Origin of the sequence: Vibrio algivorus (assembly GCF_030161215.1) — a bacterium.
In the GTDB taxonomy this organism is placed as follows: Bacteria; Pseudomonadota; Gammaproteobacteria; order Enterobacterales; family Vibrionaceae; genus Vibrio; species Vibrio algivorus.
This window is the reverse complement of the sequence record NZ_BSPV01000003.1, coordinates 813239-839542: the sequence shown is the minus strand read 5'-3', so window position 1 is coordinate 839542 and position 26304 is coordinate 813239. Positions and strand designations below refer to the sequence as shown.

Here is a 26304-nt window from a genome sequence, read left to right as displayed (position 1 = left end):
CAAGGATTACTACCATGAACTCTGATTATCCTTTAGTTTCTGCAACTTGGCTCTTCGACCATTTTTCCGATGATAATATCGTTGTTCTTGATGCGACCATTCAACATTCTGTGATAGGTGAAGCTTTAGAAATGCCTCGCCAGTATCTGCCTAATTCACAGCTTTTCGATATTGAAAATGTTTTTGTAGATTTAGCCAATCCGCTTCCGAATACCATGCCAAGCCCTGACTTGTTTACAGAGAAAGCCCGTCAGCTAGGTATAAATCAAGATAGCGTGGTGGTGTTATATGATGCCCGAGGTTTATACTCTGCCCCTCGAGGCTGGTGGATTTTCAAAACCATGGGCTTCGAACACGTTTATGTACTCGATGGTGGAGTGTCATTATGGCAATCATTGGGCTATCCATTAGTTGAATCTTATACGGATATCAATAGGCCGATTGGTAATGTGAATGCGAGTTACCAAGCACATAACGTATTTAATGTTGATGATGTGCTAGCGGCTATTTCAAATGATGATATTCAAATTATTGATGTGCGCTCACAAGATCGCTTTTTAGGTAAAGTAGCAGAACCTCGAGAAGGCATGCGTTCTGGGCATATTCCATCGTCAACCAATCTACCTTTTGCTTGTGTACTTGAAGGGCAGCAGTTCAAAAAAGTAGAGACTTTAGATGCGTTGTTTGAGCAATACCTGAGCGCTTCAAAGCAACAAGTGTTTTCTTGTGGATCGGGTTTAACTGCATGTATTGTCCTGATGGCTGCTTACCTTTGTGGCTATACTAATCTAGCCGTATACGATGGTTCTTGGGCTGAGTGGGGCGCAAACCATAATCTACCGATTGAATAAATAATAAGGAACCGTTATGACGAATGTCAGCTATCCAGTAAAAGGCCAATGTCAGTGTGGTAGTGTTAATTTTATATTGAAAGCTGCACCTAAGGCGATCATTGCTTGTCACTGCAAAGAATGTCAGAAACTATCAACCAGTGCGTTTAGTATCACTTGTGTTGTCGATGCAAAGGATATTGATGTTCAAGGTGAACTAAAGCAAACCAGCCGTATTGCAGATAGCGGTAATGAAAACGTCGGTTATTTCTGTTCTGGCTGCGGTAATCGTATTTATCAATTAAACCCAGCAGCGCCTGAGCTGATCAAATTTAAGGCCGCGGAGAGTTTAGATGATACCCAAATGATTGTTCCAGCGATGCATGTATGGACAAGCGAAAAGCAAGATTGGGTTGTGATACCAGATGGTGTTCAGCAATTTGAAAAACAGCGTTAATCGATAATTGGTAAACATTTAATTACCTCTCCTTATCACAATGATAACTTGCATATAGACCAAATAGGTTCGACACTGAAGCCATCCCATCACAACTTAAGGATGATGTTATGGCTTCAGTTCCTTCCAATACTTTTTACCGTACCGAACATGACAGTATGGGTGAGGTAAAAGTCCCTAAAGATGCTTTATATCAGGCTCAAACTCAGCGAGCGGTTGATAACTTTTCAATTAGCTCTTTGACGATGCCGCCTCGTTTTATTCAATCTATCGCCATGATTAAACAAGCTGCTGCCAAGACTAATGAAGAGCTAGGTCTACTTGATAGTGCGATATCTAAAGCGATTCAAGCAAGTTGTCAGACCATCATAGAGGGTGAGTATTTTGAACAATTCCCAATTGATGTTTTTCAAACGGGTTCTGGCACCAGCACTAATATGAACCTAAATGAAGTGATTGCGACCTTATCTAATCAAATTCTCGCGGAAGAAACGAGCCAAGCACAGCGTGTTGGTCCGAACGATCATGTCAATATGGCGCAAAGCAGTAATGATGTGATTCCTTCTGCTATTCAAGTTAGTGCATTAATGGCGATTGAAGATGAATTGATTCCGGCTATGGAGCACCTAAGTCAAGTGTTGGAGGAAAAGGCGTCCGCACTGTCTCATATAGTGAAAACGGGTCGCACTCACTTGATGGATGCGATGCCAGTAACTATGGGGCAGGAGTTATCAGGTTGGAAGATGCAAATTGATAAAGCTCGTGAGCGTATAGAACAACTCTTGCCTGATTTAAAGCAATTGGCACAGGGCGGAACCGCAGTTGGTACAGGAGTCAATGCACCTCAAGAGTTTGCCCAATTATTGACCCAGCACCTTAGTGCAATAACAGGAAAAGCTATCCAACCAAGTGATAATTATTTCTACAATTTAAGCAGCCAAGATACGAGTGTAGCAGTATCTGGTGAGTTAAAAGCTTATGCAGTAGCCTTAATAAAAATATCTAATGATCTACGTTGGATGAATTCAGGACCGCTTGCGGGAATAGGTGAAATCGAGTTGCAAGCTTTACAACCGGGTTCATCCATTATGCCTGGTAAAGTGAATCCCGTTATACCTGAAGCTGTAGCCATGGCAGCGGCGCAAGTGATAGGTAATGACGCAACGGTTACGGTGGCTGGGCAAAGTGGTAATTTTCAATTAAATGTAATGCTACCAGTGATTGCTTATAATTTACTGCAAAGTATTGAACTGCTTATTAATAGTTCGCATAGTTTAGCGGATAAAGCGATTAAAGGTTTTGTAGTGAGAGAAGATAATTTGGGGTTGGCCCTCGCTAAGAACCCAATTTTAGTTACTGCATTAAACCCTATTATTGGTTATGAAAAAGCCGCTCAAATTGCCAAAAAAGCGTATAAAGAAAAGCGTGCGATTATTGATGTGGCAGAACAAGAAACCAAACTATCACGTGAAGAGCTTGAGAGATATCTCGATCCAAGTAAATTAACGAAAGGCGGGATAGTTTGAATCTCGTGGTGTTGTAGTAGGAAGAGAAATAAATTTTAGTTTAGCTATCGATAAAAGAAAGAAGCCACAAAGTCATGTGGCTTCTTTAAGATATTATATCACTGGATTACTCGTAAAGTACTTCAACGCGGCGGTTATGCTCACGACCTTCTGCTGTACTATTATCTGCAATTGGATCTTCTTCACCTTTACCGATAGTGGTAATACGTGATTCTTCGATACCTTGAGATTCTAGGTAGTCAGAAGCAGATTGCGCACGTTTCTCTGATAATTTTTGGTTGTATTCAGCACTACCAGTTGAATCTGTATAACCAATGACATCTACACGCGTTTCAGGGCTTTCTTTTAGATGAGTGACTACTTGATCAAGAGAGCTTTTTGCTTCAGGTGTTAGTTCTGTTGAATCATGTTCAAATGCACCTTTTGAAAGTGTAACGGCTGGAATTGGATCAGCTGGTGGGGCTGGTTCTACAACTGGCTCTGGTTCTGGTTCTTGAGTGGCAACTACTGCGGCTGTCGTTGCTGCTGCAGCTGTTGCCGCGGCACCATTATCGGAACTACCAAAGTAGTAACTTAAGCCAAGAGATAAATAATTTACGTCAGATCTTCCAGTAGTACTATTTTCACCAACGTTATCAAACCATTGGTATTCGCTCCGGATTCTCCAGTTATGGCTAAGTTGATATTCGACACCAGCACCTAACATTAATGACCAGTTTTCATCGCTATCATTATAAGCGCCTGTTTTCTGATCTACATAATTATAAGAAGTACCTACTTTACCGAATAGGTTCCAAGCACTGGTCAGGTTCCAATCTAGTTTAGCTCCGACCTCACCGTTTTGAATTTGAGTTTTATTAACTTCTGAACCTGCTATGTGTTCTTTAGAGTTTCCTAAGTAGTTATAGCCACCCTCTAAAGAGAACCACTCATTAAACTGGTAACCACCATAGACACTACCAGCCCAAGCATCATCATCAATATCGCCGTCATTCTGACTGAAATCGAAATTAGACCAACCTGTTTTTGCGCCAAGGTAAAATTCACCGGCATTTTCTGCAGCGGCATTGACCTGTGGCGACATAAGAAGAGAAAGAGAAATGATCGACGCGACAGAAGGGTAAAGAGAAATCCGTTTAATATTCATATTGGCACCAACTATAAAGTTATTTTGTCCATACAAGCGATCCACAACTTCGATAAAGGAAACTTGGACCATGATTTTGCTAGTGAGTAATTGAAAACTATAAAGTTATCAAAAACCTGCCTACACAATACTGTTGTAAGAATAGTTTATCAATCTATGAGTGTGAAACTTTTGTAAATTTTAAGTGTCGATGATTGGTTTGTTGAATGACAAGTTAGCAGGTTCACTGATTATGCTATGCATCGTTTTAGAATTTGTTTTTGGCCCTATATAATTATTAAATTTCAATGCATTATGTTGTTTTTTGAGTGTTGAGTGATGCGATAAACTATGAGGTTGGATTGACGTGGTATACTTTTTTACTCTGATTTGTCGAAATGTTGCTTTTTTGTGTTAAAAATGAAAACCAATTATTGTGATGTAGATCTCTATTTTTTGGTGATCTCTATCGCATAAAAAGAGAATTTATTGATTCCTAGTAAAAGAATAGAGTGTAGATTTAACAAGATCTAGGTAGAGGTCATAAAGATTCATAAGGAGTATGAAATGCTTAGTTTAGGCTTGGATATCGGTGGAACAAAAATTGAAGCGGTAGTGTTAGCAGAAGATGGCCAAATAATTTATCAACAGCGAATACCGACGCCAACTAACAGTTACACTGAATTCTTATCAACAGTCACCAGTTTTATTAAGAGCATTCAACAAACACTGCAACAGCCTATGACTATTGGTATTGGCCTACCTGGCGCAATAAGTCCTGACAACCAAACCATAAAAAACTGTAATTGCTTAATTTTGAATGGCCAACATTTGGATAAAGATATTGCCGACATAGTTAAACAGCCAGTATTTATCGCTAATGATGCCGATTGTTTTACATTATCGGAAGCTCAAGATGGTGCAGGAGCAGGGTATCCTACCGTCTTTGGCGTCATTATTGGCACGGGGTGCGGTGGTGGTGTCGTCGTTAATGGTCAATTACTTTCAGGACCAAATGCGATTGCTGGAGAATGGGGACATAATACATTGCCACAATACCATCGAGATAATGATGGACTGGCTCAACAATGTTACTGTGGAAAAATTAACTGCATAGAACGTTTTATTTCAGGAACAGGTTTTTCTGAACGCTATAATCAACAGTATGGAACAGAGTATGACTCTGCCGAAATCATGAGTTTAAAACGCGCTGGGAATACTAATGCAGAGCAGCATTATTTATCGTTTATTGATATGTGTGCTCGTAGTTTGGCATCCGTGATCAATGTACTTGATCCACATGTAATTGTTCTTGGTGGTGGTCTGTCGAATGTAGAAGAAATGTACCCAGATATAAGCGATGCCATTGGAACTTATGTTTTTTCGGATGTGTGTAACACGAAGATTGTGAAAGCTAAGTATGGAGATTCAAGTGGTGTAAGAGGGGCATGTTGGTTGCCTAAAATGCATCAGGTTAATATTTAATTGAATTTTACGCTCTGTACTTGAAGTGGTAATTTTGATGCCAGCATTAACTCACTTGGAATCAGTAAATAGCCACTCATTTTTCTTATAGAGTCAGATGGTTAAAGTGAGTGGCTATTTTTTAGAATCAATCGCAGTTGAAGTTACTGAATATTAATCTTCATTGGTTGAGCTGATTTTGTGGATAGATAAATCGGCGCCATTATATTCTTCTTCTTGGCTCAAACGTAAACCTGACAATTTATGAATGGTGCCATAGACTAGTATGGAACCTAATACGGCTATGGTAATACCTAATAGCGTACCGAGAGTTTGAACGATTAAGCTTACACCACCCATTCCACCTAGTGTTGTCTGTCCAAAGATACCGGCAGCAACTCCTCCCCATGCTCCACATACGCCATGCAGCGGCCAAACCCCTAATACATCATCGATTTTGGTTTTGTTTTGCATGAAAGTAAATAACCATACAAAAACTGCGGCGGCTACAACACCCGTTACTAATGCGCCGATTGGATGCATCAAATCTGATCCAGCACAAACCGCCACTAAACCTGCTAGAGGGCCGTTATGGATAAAACCTGGGTCATTTTTACCAAGAACCATAGCGGCTAATATGCCTCCAGCCATAGCCATTAAAGAGTTCATCGCCACTAATCCGCTAATACCGTTAATGCTTTGTGCCGACATGACATTAAAACCAAACCAACCCACACATAGTATCCATGCGCCTAGTGCAAGAAATGGGATGTTAGAAGGGGCAAAGTTAGTATGTTTTCCCGCTCGAATTCGTCCGTTACGCATACCGAGGAATATCACAGCGACTAGTGCAATCCAGCCTCCTACGCCATGTACAACGACCGAGCCTGCAAAATCATGAAAGCCAGTACCAAAGGTGGTTTCAAACCATGCTTGTAGGCCAAAATTGCCATTCCAAATCATGCCTTCAAATAATGGGTACACCAAGCCAACAATAAAAAATGTACCAACCAAAATAGGGTAGAAGCGAGCTCGTTCGGCGATACCACCAGAGACAATTGCCGGAATTGCTGCAGCAAAGGTAAGTAAGAAAAAGAACTTAACTAGCTCGTAACCATTCCCTGCCGAAAGGTTTGGAGCATCAACGAAAAAAGAATGTCCGTAAGCAACCCAATAACCAAAAAAGAAATAAGCAATAGTAGACACACCGAAGTCGGAAAGTATTTTTACTAACGCATTAACTTGGTTCTTATGCCTTACGGTACCCACTTCAAGGAAGGCAAATCCTGCATGCATAAGAAAGACCATTATAGCTCCGAGTAATAAAAATAAAGTATCAGAGCTTTGGGTCAATGCTTGTACTGAGCCATATACTTGAGTGGTGGATTCATCCATGTCTATGTATCTCCTAAAAATGAACGTATTTAACTTTAATTGGGGCTAGCAATGCACAACGGTGAAGAATGGGCACCGTTTTGATGCAATAACTGTTTTGTTAAGCAAGTACTATGCCATTATTAAAAGTATGGTTAATGAGCGGTTTTGTTAGTTTTATTGGTTGAAGTGGTGATAAAACGAAAACAAAGCGCACCAAAATCGATCCTTATGATCAAAATTGGTGCGATTCATTTTGTGTGAGAGGGATTAAGATGGTGCAGTATTATGATGACATTTCGCTTATACGTTGGTAGTAGGTTCCGTTTTGTCTTCTGTATGTTTCGGAAGGTCACCCTGTTGAAGCTTATCTTTTTTCAAAGTTCTATGAAGTAATTGAGTGTAGATTGGCTGTCCACCAAGCAGCTGAGCCATTATGGTGGCACCTAGTGTCGTGATGATTAAAGGCAAAATCAAATGGTAGTTATTAGTCATTTCTATTACCAATAAAATACCAGTAATAGGGGCTCGTACGGTTGCCGCAAAAAGCGCTCCCATGCCGGCAATAGCAAACATACCAGGGTCAATGTTTAAGCTTGGGTCGATGTAAAGCGCAAGTTGCCCAAAGAAAGTACCAAAAAGAGTACCAAGAGCAAGCATGGGTGCGAAAATCCCCCCTGGCGCTCCAGAGCCGAAACAAACTAAGGTAGTCGCAACACGAGCAAAGAATAAAATGAGCAGTAAGCTGATACTGTAATCACCAGTAGTTGCACCAGGAATCAGTTGAATACCACCACCAGTTAATTCTGGGAGATAAAGTAGCAGTAAGCCAAATGTTCCACCGATGACTGTCCCAGTGATTAAGTAACGTTTTCTATCATTACGGTGAATCAGCACAAACATGTCTTGTGACCACGTAACTAAGCGATTGAAAGTGACACCAAAAATACCGAAGATTAAACCTAAGACGAGAAATAACCACAGCGTGTTGAGGTCTGGCGCAATATACTGCGGCATAGTGATAACTGCTGCTTGACCACTAATTGAACGAAATACAATGGTTGCCACTACCGAAGAGATAATAACCGCTTTAATAGAGAGTAGGTTGTATTTAAAGTGAGGACGCATTTCTTCAACCACAAACATGATCCCAGCTAGTGGTGCATTAAACGCCGCAGCCAAACCACCTGCTGCACCACAAGCGAGTAGTGAATGTTGTCCATTTGGATCTTTTAAGCGAAAAATATCAGAAACCATCCGACCAATATTACCGCCCATTTGTACGGTTGGACCTTCACGGCCCAGCACCATACCGGAACCTAAAGCGCCAAGCCCGCCAAAGAATTTAACAGGGAGAACTCTCCACCAACGAACAGGACGGATATCATCCATTGCCCCTTCAATTTCAGGGATCCCTGAACCTGCTGCTTCAGGTGCAAATCGACTTACAAGGTAATAACCGATAAATGCCAACCCAGCACTGACTAAGATGGCTGAAAGCCATAAAGGAAGTAAGGAGTTCATTTCTTGTTTTAGCCAATCAGTACGCGTTTCAGAGACCCAGTGAACGCCAATTTCAAATAAAGAGCCAACTAAGCCTGCCAAAAGCCCCACAACCACAGAAAGCAACAAGATAGATACTGGTGTCTTATCTCTAGTAAGAATGACACCAACAAACTTTTTAGATTTGTATTGTGATAGGGAGTGTCGAAATGATTTTGAATTGGCCATTAGGTTAGATTTTTCCACCATTGCTGAGAAAATGTTGAGTATCTGTTTAGATGAAGAATAGATACATTGAAAATTAAGGTTCCACCTCATTATAAGATGCAATCACAGTATTACATCAAATTGTTACGAAAAGTTATTTTACTTAGATCATTAAAAGTGTACATATTGAAAATAATAATAATTTGACCAAGTTATGAGGAACTGAATTAAGGAGTGATAGAAGATGCTATTTACTCCCTTGTTATTTGATGTTTTTGTGCCATTCTTATAACTAGATAGAAGAGAGTGAAATTTCATTACGGAGGGAATCATCTTCTATCGACGTAACCGGTTACAGAAGGTTATGTGTTTAGATAATGACACAACAATATGGATGTAAAAATTAAATACCAATTGAAATCCTCGACAATGATCATAGCTCAATAACGCTATATGATTCGCATACTCACGATTGAGTCTCGAGGGGAAAAGCGCACTCTACTGGGTGCGCTTTTTGCGTTTATTTATCTGCTTTGATGTTATCTATTGCATCCTGATATAATACGAAAAAATTTAACCGTAAGGTTCACGGAGCAGGACATGACACAAAGAGTGCCAACTAACATCATTACAGGTTTTTTGGGATCAGGGAAAACCACCACCATTTTGCATTTACTTAAAAATAAGCCAAAAGATGAAAATTGGGCAGTTTTAGTCAATGAGTTTGGAGAAGTTGGAATTGATGGTGCGTTGATGACTGACCAAGGCGCGATGATTAAAGAAATTCCAGGTGGATGCATGTGTTGTACTGCAGGGGTTCCTATGTCGGTAGGAATTAATGCGTTACTCCGAACAAAACCGGATCGCTTACTTATTGAACCAACTGGTCTAGGTCACCCTAAAGAAGTTATTGCTAAGTTACTATCTGAGCAATTTATGCCGTATGTGGATTTAAAAGCCACGATAGCACTAGTGGATCCTAGGCACTTGTCACTTGATAAATACACCGAAAATCAAAACTTCAATGATCAACTCGATTCCGCTCAAATTATCATGGCTAATAAAGTCGATCAGGTTGCTGAAAGTGATTTAGCGCAATTGGCGATTTGGTTTGAATCATTTAAGCAAAAGCATAGTGAGAACGCTGAACAGCTGCATTTAGTTACTGCGATTCAAGGGGAGTTAGATCTTTCTCTACTCGATATAGAAAGAATTGCAACTTACCAAGGTGAAGCCGCGCATGGACACCATCACCATCATGATGATCTAGACCCTCAGTTTGGTTTAAAGCCTGGTGAAAAATTTGTCCGTAAAGAGAATAAAGGGCAGGGTTATTACAGCTGTGGTTGGTTATTTGGCGCAGAGTTCACGTTTAATTTTGACCAACTTTTCTCAATGTTATCGGCTTTAACTGCTGAACGAGTCAAAGCAGTAATGAATACCGACCAAGGTTGTTATGCCTTTAATGTATCGAATAGTGTGGTGTCAGTGAATCAAATCAGTTTGGATGGCTTTGAGTCCCGAATTGAAGTTATTGATAGCCAATTAATGCCATGGCAACAATTAGAAGATGTATTGCTTTCTATTGCTGAAGAAAAATAAACAGATAGAAATGTCAAAGTAGGTTGAGCACGATGCAAGATGATATTTTACAAGGTGCGTTACGTACTGAAATGAGAACGGTGACGGCAATGGTAGAAATTTATTGTCGAGCTCATCATCATGCTGACGGCTCCTTATGCCAGAAATGTTGTGATTTGATTGATTATGCCAGAATGCGCTTAGACCGTTGTCCGTATGGTGAAGGCAAACCAACATGTAATAAATGCCCAATTCATTGTTATAAACCAGAGCAAAAAGAAAAAATGCGCTTAGTGATGCGTTACTCTGGTCCGAGAATGTTACTACCTCATCCACTATTGGCCATTCGACATTTATACAAAGAAAGAAAAAAGGCGGTAGGAAAACCTGCCGCCAATCAATCGAACCGTTCTAAGAGATTACAAAAGTAATACCAATCAAATTAATTAAGTGATTAGAGATTGCGTAGAAAAAATCCTTGAGAACAATGCATCAATGTTGATAAGTAGTTGCTCTACAATCCACATTTAAAACGCAGTTATAATCTGACAGTCACCAACTGAAAAAGTGGGTAACTGTCAGATCAGGTCTGAACTATTACATATAATGTTAACGCTTGTTACGCAGGTAGCGTTTACGACGTTCTTCTTTTTTCTTAATTTGCATTTCTTTTTTACGTTCGGCTTCAATTTCCACTTGAATTAATTCCTCAGTAATCATCTCTGGTAACTCAAGGGTGATTTTTCCTAATGTGCCATTACGAAGCTCATGTAACAGAATTTCAGAAGCTTTGTGTAGGTCAATTCGGCCACCAGCGCGTAAAGCACCACGCTTTCGACCAATTGCTTCCATTAATTCAATTTCAGTTTCTGGTAGTTCGTCAATGTTGTAGCGTTCTTTAAGTAGCTCAGGATATTGCTTAGCTAAATACTCAACGGTATAAAAAGCGACTTCATCGTATTCCATTGCAGTATCTTTTACCGCGCCAGTTGCTGCTAGACGGAAACCACTGTGTGGGTTTTCTACCTTAGGCCATAAAATCCCCGGAGTGTCTGAAAGCACTATACCATTTTGCAAGTTAATGCGTTGCTGGCGACGAGTTACTGCAGGTTGGTTACCAGTTTGTGCGATCATGCGTCCCGCTAGGGTATTGATGATTGTCGACTTTCCAACGTTTGGAATGCCCATGATCATAGTACGAATATCTTTGCCAATGGCTTCACGGTGTGGAGCTAACTTACGACACAGCTCCATGATCTTAAACACTTCTTGAGGATTTTCGGTCGTTATCGCCATTGCCTTTACACCTTGCTCTTTCTCAAAGTGCTCGATCCACATTTGAGTCAGTTCTGGATCAGATAAATCGCGTTTATTCAGAACTTTAACGCAAGGTTTATCACCACGCAATTGCGAAATTAGAGGGTTTTCACTCGAAAATGGAATACGCGCATCTAGCACTTCAATAATGACATCAATTTTAGGAATGACTTCTTCGATTTCTTTGCGAGCCTTGTGCATATGGCCCGGAAACCACTGGATTGCGTTATTAACCATTTGAATTTATTAACCTTGTTTTTGAATTTTTTGCGTATCAGGCTCTTTTGGGGTACTTCTGGTGGGATCAAACATAAAAGTGAAATCACCAAAAATGAGAGCAAATAATGAAATGCATTTTAATGGCGCAGAGTATAGCAGGTATGGATATCGGAGAGAAATTAAGTAATAACCATGATTACCACATTAAGTTACCCCTAACTAATCTTTATCCGAACCGCATCTGGTCGCCAATATTCAAACTCACAATCGATCAATTCACCATCTTGCTTGTAATTGATACGCTGAATTTTGAGTACTGGTTGGCCCTCCGCTAGATTTAAGGCATGCGCTACATGGAGTGGGGCTGCGGTGGGGATGACTTCAAACTGAGACTTAGAAGTTTGATAACCATACTTGTTTTGATAGAGAAGTGTTAACGATGAAGTCAGGTTCTCTTCTAAAATCCCTTCAAATAACCTTTCTTTTAAGACGTTTTCAACAAACAAAACGGCGCGTCCATCAATGAAACGCAAACGCTCAATAATGAGAATTGGTTCAGGTTGATTTAAGGCTAACGCTTGTGTGTAATCATCGGTGGCAAATTCTTCATGTACCTTTATCAATTTGGTTTGTGCCGTACGATTCTGGTCGTTCACCATTTGATGAAAGTGGCAGCGAGAGAGTGGGTTATAGATTAGTCGCTCTGGTGAAACATACCAACCACGGCGCTTTTCACGGTAAATCACTCCTTCCGTTTCTAGTGCCACTAATGCATCTTTTATCGTAATTCGGGTCGTATCAAATAAGGTACTTAACTCCCTTTCCGATGGGATTTTTTGTCCTCGTTGTAATTGCCCTAAGTGAATTTTATTTTTTAATTCCGACTTGATTTTGCTGAGTTGAGTCGTAAAGCGGGGCATATTGTTCACTTGTATTGTTGACCTAGTCCATGAGTAATTCCTATTAAATTTAATCACCAAATGTAACAGAAATATGACAAGTTTCGGTGAGACATCCTGAAATGATTCCGTCATATAAAGTCATTAAAACTGTCAAAAAATTAACACAGAATCGTCATTTTCCATCCATAGCATAAATGCTGAATTTACTGACCTAGTCCAGAAGGATGGAAAACATGAAAACCTTAACAAGTCGTTCAATTCAATTTCCTATAAAACATGTTGTGACTGCATTGATCGCGGTGGGGGTATCTTCATCTGCATTTGCGAAAGAAAGTGACATTGATTCATTAGTTGCTGCAGCAAAGAAAGAAGGTGCGGTATATAGCGTCGGAATGCCGGATACTTGGGCAAACTGGAAAGATACTTGGCAAGATTTGAACGAGAAGTATGGCTTAAAGCACCAAGATACAGATATGAGTTCAGCGCAAGAAATTGCCAAGTTTGAAGCGGAAAAGAAAAATGCTACAGCGGATATTGGTGATGTCGGTTTTGCTTTTGCGCGTGTTGCTGTGAAAAAGGGCGTGACCCAACCCTATAAGCCGACGACTTGGGATGAGATTCCTGATTGGGCAAAAGATAAAGACGGTCATTGGGCACTTGCTTATACCGGTACTATTTCTTTTATCTCAAATAATAACCTAGTAAAAGATGCACCGAAAACTTGGGCTGACCTATTAAAAGGCGACTATAAAGTGACGGTAGGCGATGTGGGTGTGGCGGCGCAAGCTAACAATGCGGTATTGGCAGCGGCGTTTGCGAATGGTGGTGATGAAGGTAATTTAAAACCAGCATTGAAGTTTTTCGGTGAGCTGGCGAAACAAGGCCGTTTATCATTTACTGATCCAAGCATTGCGAACCTAGAGAAAGGGGAAGTTGAAGTGGCGATTTTATGGGATTTCAATGCCCTAAACTATCGTGACAAAATTGACCGTGAGCGCTTTACAGTTAGCATTCCTCAAGATGGTTCTATCATTTCTGGTTACACCACTTTGATCAACAAATATGCGAAAAATCCCAATGCAGCTAAGCTTGCCCGTGAATATATCTTTAGTGACCAAGGGCAAATTAATTTAGCAGAAGGCTATGCGCGCCCAATCCGTAGCAATATTACTTTACCTAAATCAGTGCAAGACAAGCTATTACCTAATGAGCAGTATAAAAATGTTCATCCGGTGACTGATTTTGCAGCATGGGAAAAATCAGCACGTAAGTTGCCACGTCAATGGCAGGAAAGTGTCTTGATTAACCAGAAGTAGGGCTCATGAATATGAACAATAAGGTTATCCTTGTTGTTTTAGATGGCCTAAATAACCAAGTAGCCCGTGATTGTATGGGCTACTTAAATGGTCTACTAGAACAACAACGCGCCACATTTTATACCGTACAAAGTGAGCTGCCTTCAATGTCTCGCCCATTGTATGAATGCATTTTAACTGGGGTTCGTCCAGTCGATAGTGGAATTGTTAGCAATCAAATCGTTCGACGCTCACACCATGAATCGATATTTAGCCTGGCAACCTCACAAGGAAAAACCACAGCAGCAGCAGCCTATCACTGGGTTAGTGAGCTGTATAATCGTGCACCTTATGAACCGATAAGAGATCGATTTACTCATGATACGGACCTCAATATCCAACATGGTTGTTTTTATCATTGGGATAACTACCCAGATGAAGCTTTGTTTTTGGATGCTGAGCATTTAAGACAAACTCATCAGCCTGATTTTTTGTTGATCCATCCAATGAATATTGATGATACCGGTCATAAGTTTGGCCTAGACTCTCGTCAATATAGAAACTCAGCACGTCATGCCGACATTATTGTGTCGCACTACATCGATACCTGGTTACAAGATGGTTATCAATTGATCATAACCAGCGATCACGGCATGAATAATGATTTATCTCATGGCGGTATTTTACCTGAAGAAAGAGATGTTCCATTTGTTGTGATAGGGGATGCATTTTCCCATCAAGAGTGCAGGATTAAGCAAACGGATATTTGTGGCAACGTATGTCAGTTATTGGGTATTCAACACGAAAAAGATGTGACGCAAGGATTATTAGCCGTATGAATTCTCCTATTTCACGCTCAACCCTGGTGACTCAACCAAAACCGACAAAACAGTATGTTCGTCTTTGGTTAAATAAGGCCAAACCGGTCGTTTGGCTTATGCCTTTTGCAGTGGTTTTCTACTTATTTCAACTCGCACCTATGTTATGGGTATTAGTGAATAGCTTTATTTATGATGAAGTTTTTGGATTGGATAATTATCTGGAAGTTCTGGATTCTGCATTTATGAGGCAAGCGTTTGGCAATAGCTTATGGTTGTCGATCTGGTCGAGTTTTATTGGACTTTCGATTGCCGCTTTATTGGTATCCTCACTCAGAAAAGTGGGTGGTAGGTTGCGTGATGCGGTTATCGCTTTTACCAACATGAGTAGTAATTTTGCCGGTGTGCCTTTGTCATTTGCTTTCATTATTATTTTAGGTACCAATGGCGCAGTGACTTTATTGCTTAAACAATATGGCTTGCTGGGGGATTTTGACCTGTATGGACAGTGGGGATTGTTAGCAATTTATATCTACTTTCAAATTCCACTCGCGGTGTTACTGCTTTATCCCGCATTTGATGCTTTAAATGATGATTGGCAATCGGCCGCTTCTTTGCTTGGCGCTAATACCTTTCAATATTGGTGTCGGATTGTGCTTCCGGTGTTATCTCCTGCACTGCTCGGAACCTTTATTATTTTAGTTGCCAATGCGATGGGGGCTTACGCCAGCGTCTACGCATTAACCTCGGGTAACTACAATCTGATCACGATTCGCATTGCGAGTTTGGTGTCCGGTGATCTCTTCCTAGAGCCGAACTTAGCGGCTGCCATCTCAGTCATTTTAATGTGTATTTTAGCTTTCATTACGGTGATTAATCAGTGGCTAATTTCAAAAAGTTATTCAGCGAAAAAAGGAAGTAAGTAGTCATGCAAAATATGAATACTCGGTTTCATAAAACGATTATATTCCATAAAGCAGTGGTGTTTAGCATTGTCACCGTCATGATGATCCCGATTTTAGCGACCTTAGTGTATTCTATTTCATCCCGCTGGGGAGCGACCATTTTGCCTGATGGTTTCACTTTCGATTGGTATGTTCAGCTATTGACGGACCCACGTTTTGTTCATGCATTTGGACGTTCGTTATTTATTTGTATTGCAGCGCTTCTTCTGAGTGTGGTGTTGATTTTACCGGCGATTTTTGTGGTGTTTTATTACTTTCCTAAGCTCGATAAGGTAATGAACATTATGATTTTGCTTCCGTTTGCAGTACCGCCAGTGGTGTCTTCAGTGGGCTTGTTGCAATTGTATGCAGATAGTGATTGGTCGTTAGTGGGGACGCCGTGGATTTTAGTAGGTACTTATTTCACCATCGCAGTGCCGTTTATGTATCGGGCAATTGCCAATAGCTTTGAATCGATTCACTTACACGATTTGATGGACGCTGCGCATTTGCTAGGTGCAAGTACCACAAAAGCATTTTTATTGATTATTTTACCGAATTTGAAAAAAGGCTTAATGGCGTCGTTGTTCTTGTCTTTCTCTTTCTTATTAGGTGAGTTTGTTTTTGCCAATATTTTGGTGGGAACACGTTATGAGACTCTGCAAATTTATCTCTTCAATATGCGACAAACCAGCGGTCACTTTACTTCTTCATTAGTTATTACCTATTTCATCTTTATTTTTGTATTGACTTGGTTGGCAAGTCGTTTCAGCCGAGGAGCAACTGTATGAGCTATGTAACTACAAAGCAATTAACCAAGTCATTTGGTGATAATACCGTATTTGAAAATGTTGATTTTACGATTGATCAAGGTGAGTTTATTACGCTTTTAGGGCCTAGTGGCTGTGGAAAATCGACCTTGTTGCGTAGCCTTGCAGGATTGAATCCTGTCGATCAAGGTGAAATTTGGGTCAATGGTGAAAATATTACTCATCAATCACCACAAGAACGTGGCATTGGCATGGTGTTTCAGTCGTATGCTTTATTTCCTAACATGACAGTGGAAAGTAACATCGCTTTTGGGCTAAAAATGAAAAAAGTGCTATCCGATGAAGTTACTAAGCTAGTGAGCAATGTGATTGAACTGGTAGATTTGAAAGGTAAAGAGAAACAGTATCCTCACCAATTATCTGGAGGTCAGCGTCAACGTGTGGCATTAGCACGCGCTTTGGTGGTTAAGCCGAGAATTTTATTGTTGGATGAGCCGTTATCGGCATTGGATGCCAAGATCCGTAAGCATTTACGCCAACAAATTCGAGATATTCAAAAAGAGATGAACCTTACTACAATTTTTGTCACTCACGATCAAGAAGAGGCGATGATCATGTCTGACCGAATTTTTTTGATGAACCAAGGTGAGATAGTGCAAGCAGGTTCGCCAGAAGAAATCTATACCCAACCAGCTAATGAGTTTGTAGCAGGTTTCATGGGCCACTATAACTTGATTGATTCGAGTGGTGCTAAAGCCTTGTTGGATCTCGATACACCAAATAAAGTGGCAATTCGTCCTGAGTCTATTTATGTCAAAGAGGAAGGACGTCAGTATGCTCAGCATATTTCCTCCCCACGACAAGGTGTGATTAAAAGTCATCAGTTGCTAGGCAATATTATTCGCTACCAAGTGGCAGTGGAAGAGTGTGAATTGACGGTCGATCTATTGAACCGTTCATCTGAGCGATTGATACCTGAAGGTAGTTCACTTGAGCTGCTATTTAACCTAAATGAAATTCAACCTGTGGGGGCTCAAAATGACACAACCTTTGTATGTCTTTGATATGGATGAAACCTTAATCGATGCCGATTGCGCTATGTTGTGGAATGCATTTTTAGTCCGCAAAGGCATCATTGCAGAACCAGGTTTTCTTGAACAAGATCAGCGCCTAATGAGGCTGTATGCACAAGGAAAAATGGATATGGAAGATTATCTTGAGTTCTCCATTGCTCCTTTAGCGAGTTTACCGGTTGAAGAGGTGAATAGGCTGGTGGAAGAGTGTGTGTTGGAAGAAATCTTGGTTAAGCAGTTTACTCAATCGAAAGATTTAATTGAACAGCTTAGGCAACAACAAGTTCAGATGGTGATTATTTCCGCTAGCGTGTCGTTTTTAGTTAGTGTTGTCGGGCATCATATTGGGATTGATAATACTTTAGGTATTGACTTGGTGACTAAGCAAGGTTGCTATACCCCTGAGATTTCAGGTATTGCTAGTTATCGTGAAGGTAAAGTACTGAGATTGAAAGAATGGATTGAAAGCCAACCTGAATGCTTTTCTGAGATTCATTTTTATACTGATTCGATCAATGATTTACCCTTATGTGAGTTTGCCGATTATGCGTATTTGGTCAATCCGTGTCCGGCTTTAAAGGCCTATTCTGATCAAGAAAACTGGCAAGTGTTAGAGTGGAGTGTGCGATAGCTTTGAATTCTGCCTCTTAAAGTCACCTAGGTATATGATGTTTAATTTAAGGAATAAAGAGTCGCCTATTCACGACTCTTTATTTTGGGTATATACCCAAGTAACTTCAAGATGCGAGTTTCAGCAAGAATAAAACAAGCTTTAGGCAAGGCAAATTGAATATGATCATAGTGATTCTATCTCTGCTCAATTTAACGCAGCATAAAGCTTGTTTAACTTGCCCTTCGGGAGCTTCATCCAAACCTTTATACTGCGTCAGATTGGTTTGAAAGGTACTCACATTCCATCGCCAATCTTCCTTGCCTAAAGGGTTGGATGATAGCTCTGAATTCTGCACCTTGAAATCACTTGGGTATATTGGAAGTTTGTCTGTGTCAGCTGGTGACACTAACGCAAAATCAACAATGGCAAATGAGTATGTTCCAACATTTTTAGGGTATTACTGCCCAGAAATATTTGCGCAAGCTTTGAGTGGGAAAAAGCGCCCATCACTAACATGTCTATTTCATGGTCCCTTTTATAATCCATCAAAGCATCAAAAACATTGCCTGCTAAAAGTTGAGACTTAACGTCAAAACCATTTTCGATTAACAAATTTTCAGTTTGTTTGAATTTATCTGCTAAATCATTTTGGTTGCTTTTTACTGTCACTAAATGACAAGTAAGGCCATGCAGTAACCCGCCGTCAATGATACGTTTAACGGCTTTATCTGCGGTTTCACGTCCATCATAGGCCAGCATAAAACTTTTAGGCTCGCTAAATTCCTTATTGGTAATGAGGATTGGAGTGTGAGCTTGGCGAATGATTCTTTCAATGTTTGAACCAAGGTTTTTAAACCCTTTATCATGATCTTCACCAGAACGACCAATGACAATTAGCCTAGCTTCGAACTCTAGATCAAGAATGGCTTCTACAATGTGGCTGTAGCGCTGGGTTTGTTCTACTGTTTGGCAACCTTGTTCTGCTGCAACCTGAGAAGCATGAGTTAGCATATCTTTGCCAACTTCTACCGCGAGTTTGTTTCTTTGTTCATCTAGATATGCCATATCTTTTAATAATGAAGAACGTGCACCAAGACCGATGGCACCACTTAAATCTTCACTGCTGGATTGATTCGTCTTTTCAATGGCATGTAACAGTAGTAGCGTTTTATCGAGTTTATTGGCAGCCCAAATCCCACTTTGGCAGACGGAATTTGCATAAGTTGAGCCATCAATACAGGTAATAATCTTATTCATCTTTCTCTCCTTAATGACCAGCCATCAATTTTTCAACTTCTTTGGGATCGTTATGCACACCAAACTTGTCGACAATGGTTTCGGTTGCTTCACTCATGCCAATGATTTCCACTTCAGCACCTTCACGACGGAACTTGATGACTATTTTATCGAGTGATGAGACTGAAGTAATATCCCAAAAGTGAGCATGAGTAAGGTCTATAACCACTTTATCGACCACTTCTTTGAAATCAAATGACTCGGTTAATTGTTCAGAAGAAGCGAAGAACACTTGTCCAATGACTTGATACTTACGTACGCCATCGTCAGTTATGTCAGACTTTACTACCATAAAGCGCCCGATTTTGTTGGCGAAGAAGAGTGTCGCTAATAATACTCCGGCTAGTACCCCCAAGGCTAAATTATGCGTGGCTACAACCACAATAACCGTCACGATCATCACAATATTGGTGGATAGAGGGTGCTTCTTGAGATCTTTAATCGAGCTCCAAGAGAAAGTACCGATAGAAACCATGATCATTACTGCGACAAGGGCAGCCATTGGGATTTGTTTTAACCAGTCATCTAAGAAAACCACCATGATGATCAAAAACACCCCAGCAGAAAATGTAGACAGACGACCACGACCACCTGATTTTATATTGATCATAGACTGACCAATCATTGCACAACCAGCCATTCCGCCCATTAAACCGGCACCAATGTTTGCAATACCTTGGCCTTTACATTCTTGATTGCGGTTACTTTTTGTGTCGGTTAAGTCATCCACAATGGTGGCGGTCATCATAGACTCTAATAAGCCAACGACGGCTAAACCAACAGAATAAGGTAAAACAATTAATAGAGTATCAAGGTTAAGAGGAACATCAGGCCATAAGAAAATAGGCAAAGTATCGGGTAGTTGCCCCATATCGCCTACGGTACGAATATCAATTCCAAAAGAGATTGCAATCGTGGTTAATACCACAATACAAACTAAAGGAGAGGGAATGGTTTTGCCGACAAAAGGTAGGTAAGGGAAAAGGTAAATAATTGCTAAGCCGGCAGCCGTCATTGCATAAACATGCCATGTCACATTAGTGAGTTCAGGCAATTGCGCCATAAAGATTAGAATGGCTAACGCGTTTACAAAACCGGTTACTACAGAGCGGGAAACAAAACGCATTAAGCTACCAAGCTTCAAATAGCCAGCAAAAATCTGCAATATACCTGTTAAAAGTGTTGCTGCTAGTAGGTATTCCAACCCATGTTCTTTAACTAAAGTGACCATGAGTAGTGCCATTGCGCCGGTGGCTGCAGAAATCATACCTGGGCGACCACCTACGATAGCAATAATGACTGATATACAAAAAGAGGCATATAAACCGACTTTAGGGTCAACACCGGCAATAATTGAAAAGGCGATGGCTTCGGGAATTAAGGCTAGTGCGACAACAATACCAGCCAGTAGATCGCCTCGAATGTTCGAGAGCCATTCTACTTTTATTTTTTCAAGCATAGAAATCCTTATTAGGTACTTGTAATACCAAATCCAATACGTAAATGGTCTAAATTAGCGTAGAAAAAAGCTTGATAACAAGGCATAAAATTTCCGTTAGTAGCGATTCTACATACAAATTTTATAACGCTGTTAGCGAGTTTTTTAACAAGCTAAGATGAGCAGTTGCTTGTTGGAGTTGGTATAAATACAGCATGTGAGAAAAGACAGACATGAGTAGTCTTTCTGCGAGCATGGCAGTATGTACAGTTTTTTGAGATGTTATTTGTGTGTAATAGTGGTGACTCTGATATTTATACCAAAGTACCTACCGTGGAAACGGCATAAAAGTGTCACGCGAAAAGTTGTGACTTTTGGGAGGGCGTACGTCTAGGGCGGCGTAACAAGCAAAGTACTTTACCTTATGTATTGCAAATAGTGTTTGGAATATATAACAGTTTTATTAACTAGGGAATAAAAAATTGCCGCAGAGTTCGTAAGGTTTACCTGAATTAAGATATTCGAATATTAATCAAAGCAATGTACTTGCAAAACATCGCAATGTAGATCGGCGGATAAATCTTTTTCAATGCCACCAAAGAAGTGTGTGAGCTTGTTTTTATGGCCGACGATGACAAGTTTGGCTTCAACTTCATCAATTAAATCTTCTAAGTGTTTGATGACTTCTCCCGCAGCAAAGTGAATATTCTTTACTGGATATGGGCTGGATTGGCTTAATTCATGTAATTGTTGAATGCGGTCTAATTCTTTACCTGGATGAAAGTTAAACAGCCCTTCATCTCGATAGAGGTAATGAATATTAAAAATACCTTTTTCAACATAAGCAAGGTGAAGCTCTGCTTGGTTTTGCTTAGCAATAGTTGCGGCTTTAATGACAAGTTGCTTGGCATGTAAGTCATTGGGGTTAATGGCGACCAAAACAGTAGGGTATAGATACATAAGAACTCCGATAAACAAAAAATGGCCAGTGATTAACTGACCATATTAGCAAGGTAAAACCTAGGTTGTAGGCTTAAAGTTTCGCTTTAATCATGTCTTCTAGTTTACCTTGGTCGACAGCAAAAGCACGGATGCCTTCAGCCAGTTTTTCAACGGCCATAGGATCTTGGTTGTGCTCCCACAAAAACTCAGCATGTGTCATTTTCTTTGGTTGAGCTTGAATACTTTGTGCTGGTTTCAGTTTTTGAACGACTTCACCTTGGCTATCTTCCAGTTCTTGCAGCAATTGAGGGCTGATAGTTAAGCGATCGCAGCCTGCAAGCTCTAAAATTTCACCGGTATTACGGAAACTAGCACCCATTACGACGGTTTCGTAGCCATGTTGCTTGTAGTAGTTGTAGATATTAGTGACTGATTTTACACCAGGATCTTCACTTGCTTCAAAATCACGGCCTTCTTTGGCTTTGTGCCAGTCCATAATACGACCAACAAAAGGTGAAATTAAGTAAACACCGGCTTCTGCACAGGCACGAGCTTGAGCGAAAGAGAAGAGTAGAGTGAGGTTACAGTTGATGCCTTCACTTTCCAAAATTTCGGCTGCGCGAATGCCTTCCCAAGTGGAAGCGAGTTTGATTAAAATACGGTCATTTTTAATGCCAGCATCGTTGTACATTTTGATTAGCTGGCGAGCCTTATTCACACTGCCTTCTGTATCGTATGAGAGACGGGCGTCTACTTCAGTTGAAATGCGTCCTGGAATCACTTTTAAGATCTCTTGACCAATAGTCACCGCTAACATGTCACAAGTATCTTGAACTTGTTGGTTTATATCGGTGCTTTGCGCTTTGGCATAAGCGATAGATTGATCAATTAGGCGTGAATAGTCTTCAATTTGCGCAGCTTTTAAAATCAACGATGGGTTAGTGGTGGCATCTTGTGGTTGGTATTTTGCAATGGCATCAATGTCACCAGTGTCTGCAACAACGGTAGTGAGTTCACGAAGCTGTTCTAATTTACTACTCATGTATAACCCTATCTAATAATTGAAATGAAATAACAGAAGAAAAATAACTCAGCTAAGCGACATCAAGGTGGCAAGCTAAAGTTTGAAAGGTGCCTACATTCCTTTGCCAATCTTCCTTGCCTAAAGGTTTGGATGATAGCTCAGAATTCTGCATCTTGAAGTCACTTGGGTATAGGTATTCATAGTCGAAATATAACGAGTCTAAGTCAAACTAAGTGAGTGAAAAAAGATGCCTAGATCTCACTTTATTTTAAGGAAACGATTGCTAACTTTAGATCTTATCTCTTTTCAAAATAGCGTCTTTTTAGCCAAACGATTGCATTTAATCATTACTATTTTTGCGTGTTAATTTGAAAAAATATGCAACAAACATGACGATGTACATTAATTTTCTTCTAAAAATAACTATAGGTCATAAATTGAAATATTTGGTTCTACGAACTTAATAATTAAGATTAAGTTAACTCAAGAGCATAATTTATTGGGGTTGCCTAATCATGTGCTTAAGGTGCATTTGAACAAGCGTGCATTTTGACTGATCGTGAGTTATTGGGAGATAGAAATGAAAAAGTTAGTATTATCAACATTGATAGGTTCAATTCTTTGTGTGAATTTCACCGCTGCTTCTGCTGCACAAAAGCCGGTTAATACACCAGTTGTTGCTGGCTATTTTGCTGATTGGTTTTATAAAAGTGATATTAATCCATACTCTGTACAAGATATTCCTGCGGACAAATTGACACATATTATTTATGCATTCTTATCTATGTGTGGGCCACACACTGGTGCAGGTGAAGCTGTTCAAGCTCAAGTCGCTCAGCAATGTGAAGGAAAAGAACCCTATACGGCAATTATTGTCGATGAAGAAGCTGCACTTGAACATGATTTCGGGAATGTATCTGTCGATGTGGATTACAAAGGCCATTTTTCTCAATTAGCACAACTGAAAGCTAACCACCCAAGTTTGAAGATTCTTCCGTCCTTTGGCGGTTGGACAATGTCAGAACCCTTTCACGAGATGGCTAAGGATAAAAAAGCCATGGATCAATTTGCACGAACAGCCGTAGAGCTTATTGCTCAATATGATTTTTTTGATGGTATCGATTTAGACTGGGAGTATCCAGGGGGCGGTGGTTTAACGACTTCCCCATGGAATCCAGACACCAAATTAAGCGATGAGCAAAAAGAATTAGAAAAAGAAGCCTTTACTTATTTAGTAAAAACTATTCGGGCGGATCTTGATAAGTTAGAAGAAAAAACAAAGCGTGAGTATGAACTATCAATGGCAGTTGGTGTTGGTCCCAAAACAACCCAAATAGATTTTCAGAACGCAGAGCAATATCTGACGAACATGTTCGCTATGACTTATGATTTTCTTGGCGGCTGGGGCCAACAAACTGGCCATTTAACCAATCTACATGCGACTGAACGTAGCTGGTGGGGTATGGGGGCTGATGTTTTTATCAAACAAATGATCGATCAAGGTATTCCCCCTGAAAAATTAGTGATTGGTGCGACATTCTTTGGACGTGGCTGGGAAGGTACTAAGAACTTTAACGGTAAGCTACCTAGTGCAACATTAACCTCAGAGAAAGGGGCAACGTTTGGTACAACGGAGCCTGGGTTTTTCATGTATTGGGATCTGATGAAGAATTACACCAGCGAACAAGGGTACGAACAAGGTTATGATAAAGCGGCTCAAGCACCATATTTATGGAACCCAGAAAGAAAAGTTTTCATTAGTTATGATAACCCTGAATCGATAAAAGCTAAGGCTGCATGGGCTAAAGCTAATAACTTAGCAGGAATTTTTTCATGGGATTTATCGGGCGATACGAAAGACCATGCTTTAGTTAATGCGATGGCTGATGGAATGAATCAATAATAGAAAAATAGTTGCTTGGGTATAAGCGCCATCCAAAAAGCGATAATTGGGTGGCGCTAATTTTATTTATTCAGTGGCATTAATCGCACTAGGTTCATGCTGTAAGTTAATGTAATCTCTCTGCAACATGTACATGCGGATGGCATTTCTATATTGACCATTCATGAAGAACTCCTCAATCAATAACCCTTCACGCTTAAAACCAAAGCTTTCGTACAAGTAAACAGCTTTCTCATTTTCATCTGAAACCTGCAAGTATAGCTTGTTAATATTCAATATTTTAAAAGCGTAATTGACAGCGCGGTCAATGATTGCTCGTGCATAGCCTTTGCCTTGAAAGTGAGGGGCAATGATGATCTGAAACTCAGCCGTTCGGTGGATATAGTTGATTTCAACTAATTCGACTAAGCCAACATGTTCGCGATCGCCATTCTCAGCAATAAAGCGTCGTTCATTCAAATCATGGATATGCTTAACATAAAGGCTTTCTAACTCCATGAAGGATTCATAAGGTTCTTCAAACCAATATGACATCACACTGCGGTTATTGTTAAGACTATGAATAAACCTAAGGTCGTCTTTTTCTAAAGCGCGAATACGGATAGTGTCCGGCATAATAAACTCTTTAATATTCAATGGTAATAGAACCCAATAAGTAGGTTGGCTTGAGTATAAAGGATTCAAATTACTTTGAAGAACGAGAAATATTGCAGTTATTGATAAGAATTATTGCTTGACATTGTGACGGCGTCACAAATGATTTTACAGTGTAAATAGAGTAGTAATAACTCAACACCGATGCCTGTGATACATTAATGATGAGCTATTAGTTGTTGAAAATATTATAGTTATGATGTTCTCTTGTTTTTTATGTGGTTTATACCCAAGTGACTTCAAGATGCAGGATTCAGAGCTATCCTCCAAACCTTTAGGCAAGGAAGATTGGCGAAGGAATGTAGACACCTTTCAAACCAATCTGACGCAGCCTATCTCTTATAAAAAAGAAGAGATTTGGATGAAGCTCCCGAAGGGAAAGTTAAAATAAGCTTTATGCTGCGTTAAATTGAACAGAGATAGAATAACTATGATCATATTCAATTTGCCTTGCCTAAAGCTTGTTTTATTCTTGCTGAAACTCGCATCTTGAAGTTACTTGGGTTTAAGACAGCATCTTATAGAAAAATGTAGTGCCATCTAATTCGCCGGTGGCACTTAAAGCAAAATCAGGGATATATCCTGCTTCGGTATAATTCATGCGTTTGTATAATTCAGAGGCAATATCACCAACTCGGGTATCGAGGATTAATAATCGACGACCAGCTACCAAGGCTTCTTCTTCTAGGTGTGATAGCAAAGCCTTGCTGATTCCATTACCTCTATAATTCGTGTGCACCATTAACTTTTCAACTTCTGCTCGATGTTTAGCGTTTGATTTATTAGCCAGAGACAACTGTACGCAGCCAACTAATTGCTCGTCTTCAAATGCGGCGATTAATAATCGAGTAGTAGGTTTTGCTGTGAGACTAGTTGCCACATCTTGCCAATATTTTTGCGCCGTTTGAGATTCTACAGGAGGCAAAAAACCAACAGATGCACCGCTCGCAACGCAATCTTGCAATAGCGTAATTAGAGCTGGTAAATGCGAGGTGATATCTATTAAAACTTTGGTTTTCATCGTTATT

Annotated in this window: 24 protein-coding genes; 13 read left to right on the top strand and 11 right to left on the bottom strand. The window is 40.1% G+C overall.

The genetic code is table 11. The features are described 5' to 3' along the window. The first annotated feature begins 14 nt into the window (after positions 1-14). From QQJ93_RS05585 to QQJ93_RS05575, 3 genes are all read left to right on the top strand, one after another. A complete protein-coding gene (locus tag QQJ93_RS05585; protein ID WP_089124492.1) occupies positions 15-851 on the top strand; it encodes a sulfurtransferase in 837 nt (278 codons plus the stop codon). Positions 852-867: 16 nt separating this feature from the next. Continuing rightward, the gene (locus QQJ93_RS05580) at positions 868-1287 is read left to right on the top strand and encodes a GFA family protein (RefSeq protein WP_089124491.1); all 420 of its coding nucleotides are present in this window, start codon (positions 868-870) and stop codon (positions 1285-1287) included. 110 nt (positions 1288-1397) lie between these two features. Next, the gene (locus tag QQJ93_RS05575; protein WP_089124490.1) at positions 1398-2813 is read left to right on the top strand and encodes a class II fumarate hydratase; all 1416 of its coding nucleotides are present in this window, start codon (positions 1398-1400) and stop codon (positions 2811-2813) included. A gap of 106 nt (positions 2814-2919) precedes the next feature. Here QQJ93_RS05575 and QQJ93_RS05570 read toward each other — a convergent pair whose 3' ends face one another. Beyond that, positions 2920-3960 (bottom strand): OmpA family protein, encoded by a 1041-nt coding sequence (locus QQJ93_RS05570; RefSeq protein ID WP_272158852.1) that lies wholly within the window; start codon positions 3958-3960, stop codon positions 2920-2922. Between the two features lie 546 nt (positions 3961-4506). Between QQJ93_RS05570 and QQJ93_RS05565 the strand changes: the two genes are divergently transcribed. Further along, complete coding sequence (locus QQJ93_RS05565) at positions 4507-5424, top strand: ROK family protein (RefSeq protein ID WP_089124488.1); 918 nt, start codon at positions 4507-4509, stop codon at positions 5422-5424. A gap of 153 nt (positions 5425-5577) precedes the next feature. Here QQJ93_RS05565 and QQJ93_RS05560 read toward each other — a convergent pair whose 3' ends face one another. Both QQJ93_RS05560 and clcA read right to left on the bottom strand, forming a co-directional pair. Then, positions 5578-6798, bottom strand: coding sequence for an ammonium transporter (locus QQJ93_RS05560; protein ID WP_089124487.1), 1221 nt, complete (start codon positions 6796-6798; stop codon positions 5578-5580). A gap of 282 nt (positions 6799-7080) precedes the next feature. Next, positions 7081-8508: a H(+)/Cl(-) exchange transporter ClcA gene (clcA, locus tag QQJ93_RS05555; RefSeq protein WP_089124486.1), complete on the bottom strand. Its 1428-nt coding sequence runs from the start codon at positions 8506-8508 to the stop codon at positions 7081-7083. A gap of 579 nt (positions 8509-9087) precedes the next feature. Between clcA and QQJ93_RS05550 the strand changes: the two genes are divergently transcribed. Both QQJ93_RS05550 and QQJ93_RS05545 read left to right on the top strand, forming a co-directional pair. Further along, on the top strand, positions 9088-10089 hold the full coding sequence (locus tag QQJ93_RS05550) for a CobW family GTP-binding protein (RefSeq protein ID WP_089124485.1): 1002 nt from the start codon (positions 9088-9090) through the stop codon (positions 10087-10089). Between the two features lie 32 nt (positions 10090-10121). Next, on the top strand, positions 10122-10499 hold the full coding sequence (locus tag QQJ93_RS05545) for a nitrous oxide-stimulated promoter family protein (RefSeq protein ID WP_089124484.1): 378 nt from the start codon (positions 10122-10124) through the stop codon (positions 10497-10499). A 178-nt stretch (positions 10500-10677) separates the two neighbouring features. Here QQJ93_RS05545 and ylqF read toward each other — a convergent pair whose 3' ends face one another. Both ylqF and QQJ93_RS05535 read right to left on the bottom strand, forming a co-directional pair. After that, the gene (gene ylqF, locus QQJ93_RS05540) at positions 10678-11622 is read right to left on the bottom strand and encodes a ribosome biogenesis GTPase YlqF (RefSeq protein ID WP_089124483.1); all 945 of its coding nucleotides are present in this window, start codon (positions 11620-11622) and stop codon (positions 10678-10680) included. A gap of 197 nt (positions 11623-11819) precedes the next feature. Further along, positions 11820-12524 carry a UTRA domain-containing protein gene (locus QQJ93_RS05535; RefSeq protein ID WP_089124482.1) on the bottom strand — a complete coding sequence of 235 codons (705 nt, stop codon included), beginning with the start codon at positions 12522-12524 and terminating at the stop codon, positions 11820-11822. Between the two features lie 215 nt (positions 12525-12739). On the opposite strand from QQJ93_RS05535, the gene QQJ93_RS05530 reads away from it, so the two are divergent. Genes QQJ93_RS05530 through QQJ93_RS05505 form a run of 6 tightly spaced genes read left to right on the top strand, consistent with a single transcriptional unit; the run spans position 12740 to position 18037 of the window. Beyond that, positions 12740-13822: an ABC transporter substrate-binding protein gene (locus QQJ93_RS05530; protein WP_089124481.1), complete on the top strand. Its 1083-nt coding sequence runs from the start codon at positions 12740-12742 to the stop codon at positions 13820-13822. 11 nt (positions 13823-13833) lie between these two features. Continuing rightward, positions 13834-14640 (top strand): alkaline phosphatase family protein, encoded by an 807-nt coding sequence (locus QQJ93_RS05525; RefSeq protein WP_089124567.1) that lies wholly within the window; start codon positions 13834-13836, stop codon positions 14638-14640. After that, positions 14637-15545, top strand: coding sequence for an ABC transporter permease (locus tag QQJ93_RS05520; RefSeq protein ID WP_089124480.1), 909 nt, complete (start codon positions 14637-14639; stop codon positions 15543-15545). Before QQJ93_RS05525 ends, QQJ93_RS05520 begins: the two co-directional genes overlap by 4 nt. 2 nt (positions 15546-15547) lie before the next feature. Further along, complete coding sequence (locus QQJ93_RS05515) at positions 15548-16354, top strand: ABC transporter permease (RefSeq protein WP_089124479.1); 807 nt, start codon at positions 15548-15550, stop codon at positions 16352-16354. Continuing rightward, complete coding sequence (locus tag QQJ93_RS05510; RefSeq protein WP_089124478.1) at positions 16351-17397, top strand: ABC transporter ATP-binding protein; 1047 nt, start codon at positions 16351-16353, stop codon at positions 17395-17397. The genes QQJ93_RS05515 and QQJ93_RS05510 overlap by 4 nt, the downstream gene beginning before the upstream one ends. Further along, positions 17372-18037, top strand: coding sequence for an HAD family hydrolase (locus QQJ93_RS05505; RefSeq protein ID WP_089124477.1), 666 nt, complete (start codon positions 17372-17374; stop codon positions 18035-18037). Before QQJ93_RS05510 ends, QQJ93_RS05505 begins: the two co-directional genes overlap by 26 nt. Positions 18038-18424: 387 nt before the next feature. Here the strand turns inward: QQJ93_RS05505 and QQJ93_RS05500 are convergent, their stop codons facing one another. The 4 genes from QQJ93_RS05500 to tal form a co-directional block, all read right to left on the bottom strand. After that, positions 18425-19276, bottom strand: coding sequence for a universal stress protein (locus QQJ93_RS05500; RefSeq protein ID WP_089124475.1), 852 nt, complete (start codon positions 19274-19276; stop codon positions 18425-18427). A 10-nt stretch (positions 19277-19286) separates the two neighbouring features. Continuing rightward, a complete protein-coding gene (locus tag QQJ93_RS05495) occupies positions 19287-20774 on the bottom strand; it encodes a SulP family inorganic anion transporter (RefSeq protein ID WP_089124474.1) in 1488 nt (495 codons plus the stop codon). A gap of 507 nt (positions 20775-21281) precedes the next feature. Continuing rightward, positions 21282-21713 (bottom strand): universal stress protein, encoded by a 432-nt coding sequence (locus QQJ93_RS05490; RefSeq protein ID WP_089124473.1) that lies wholly within the window; start codon positions 21711-21713, stop codon positions 21282-21284. A 73-nt stretch (positions 21714-21786) separates the two neighbouring features. Further along, entirely contained in the window at positions 21787-22737 is a 951-nt protein-coding gene (tal, locus tag QQJ93_RS05485) for a transaldolase (RefSeq protein WP_089124472.1), read from the bottom strand. A gap of 562 nt (positions 22738-23299) precedes the next feature. Here tal and QQJ93_RS05480 point away from each other — a divergent pair. After that, positions 23300-24622 carry a glycoside hydrolase family 18 protein gene (locus QQJ93_RS05480; protein WP_089124471.1) on the top strand — a complete coding sequence of 441 codons (1323 nt, stop codon included), beginning with the start codon at positions 23300-23302 and terminating at the stop codon, positions 24620-24622. A gap of 66 nt (positions 24623-24688) precedes the next feature. On the opposite strand, the gene speG is transcribed toward QQJ93_RS05480, so the two are convergent. After that, positions 24689-25237: a spermidine N1-acetyltransferase gene (gene speG / locus QQJ93_RS05475; RefSeq protein WP_089124470.1), complete on the bottom strand. Its 549-nt coding sequence runs from the start codon at positions 25235-25237 to the stop codon at positions 24689-24691. Positions 25238-25781: 544 nt separating this feature from the next. After that, the gene (locus QQJ93_RS05470; protein WP_089124469.1) at positions 25782-26297 is read right to left on the bottom strand and encodes a GNAT family N-acetyltransferase; all 516 of its coding nucleotides are present in this window, start codon (positions 26295-26297) and stop codon (positions 25782-25784) included. Positions 26298-26304 lie beyond the last annotated feature (7 nt).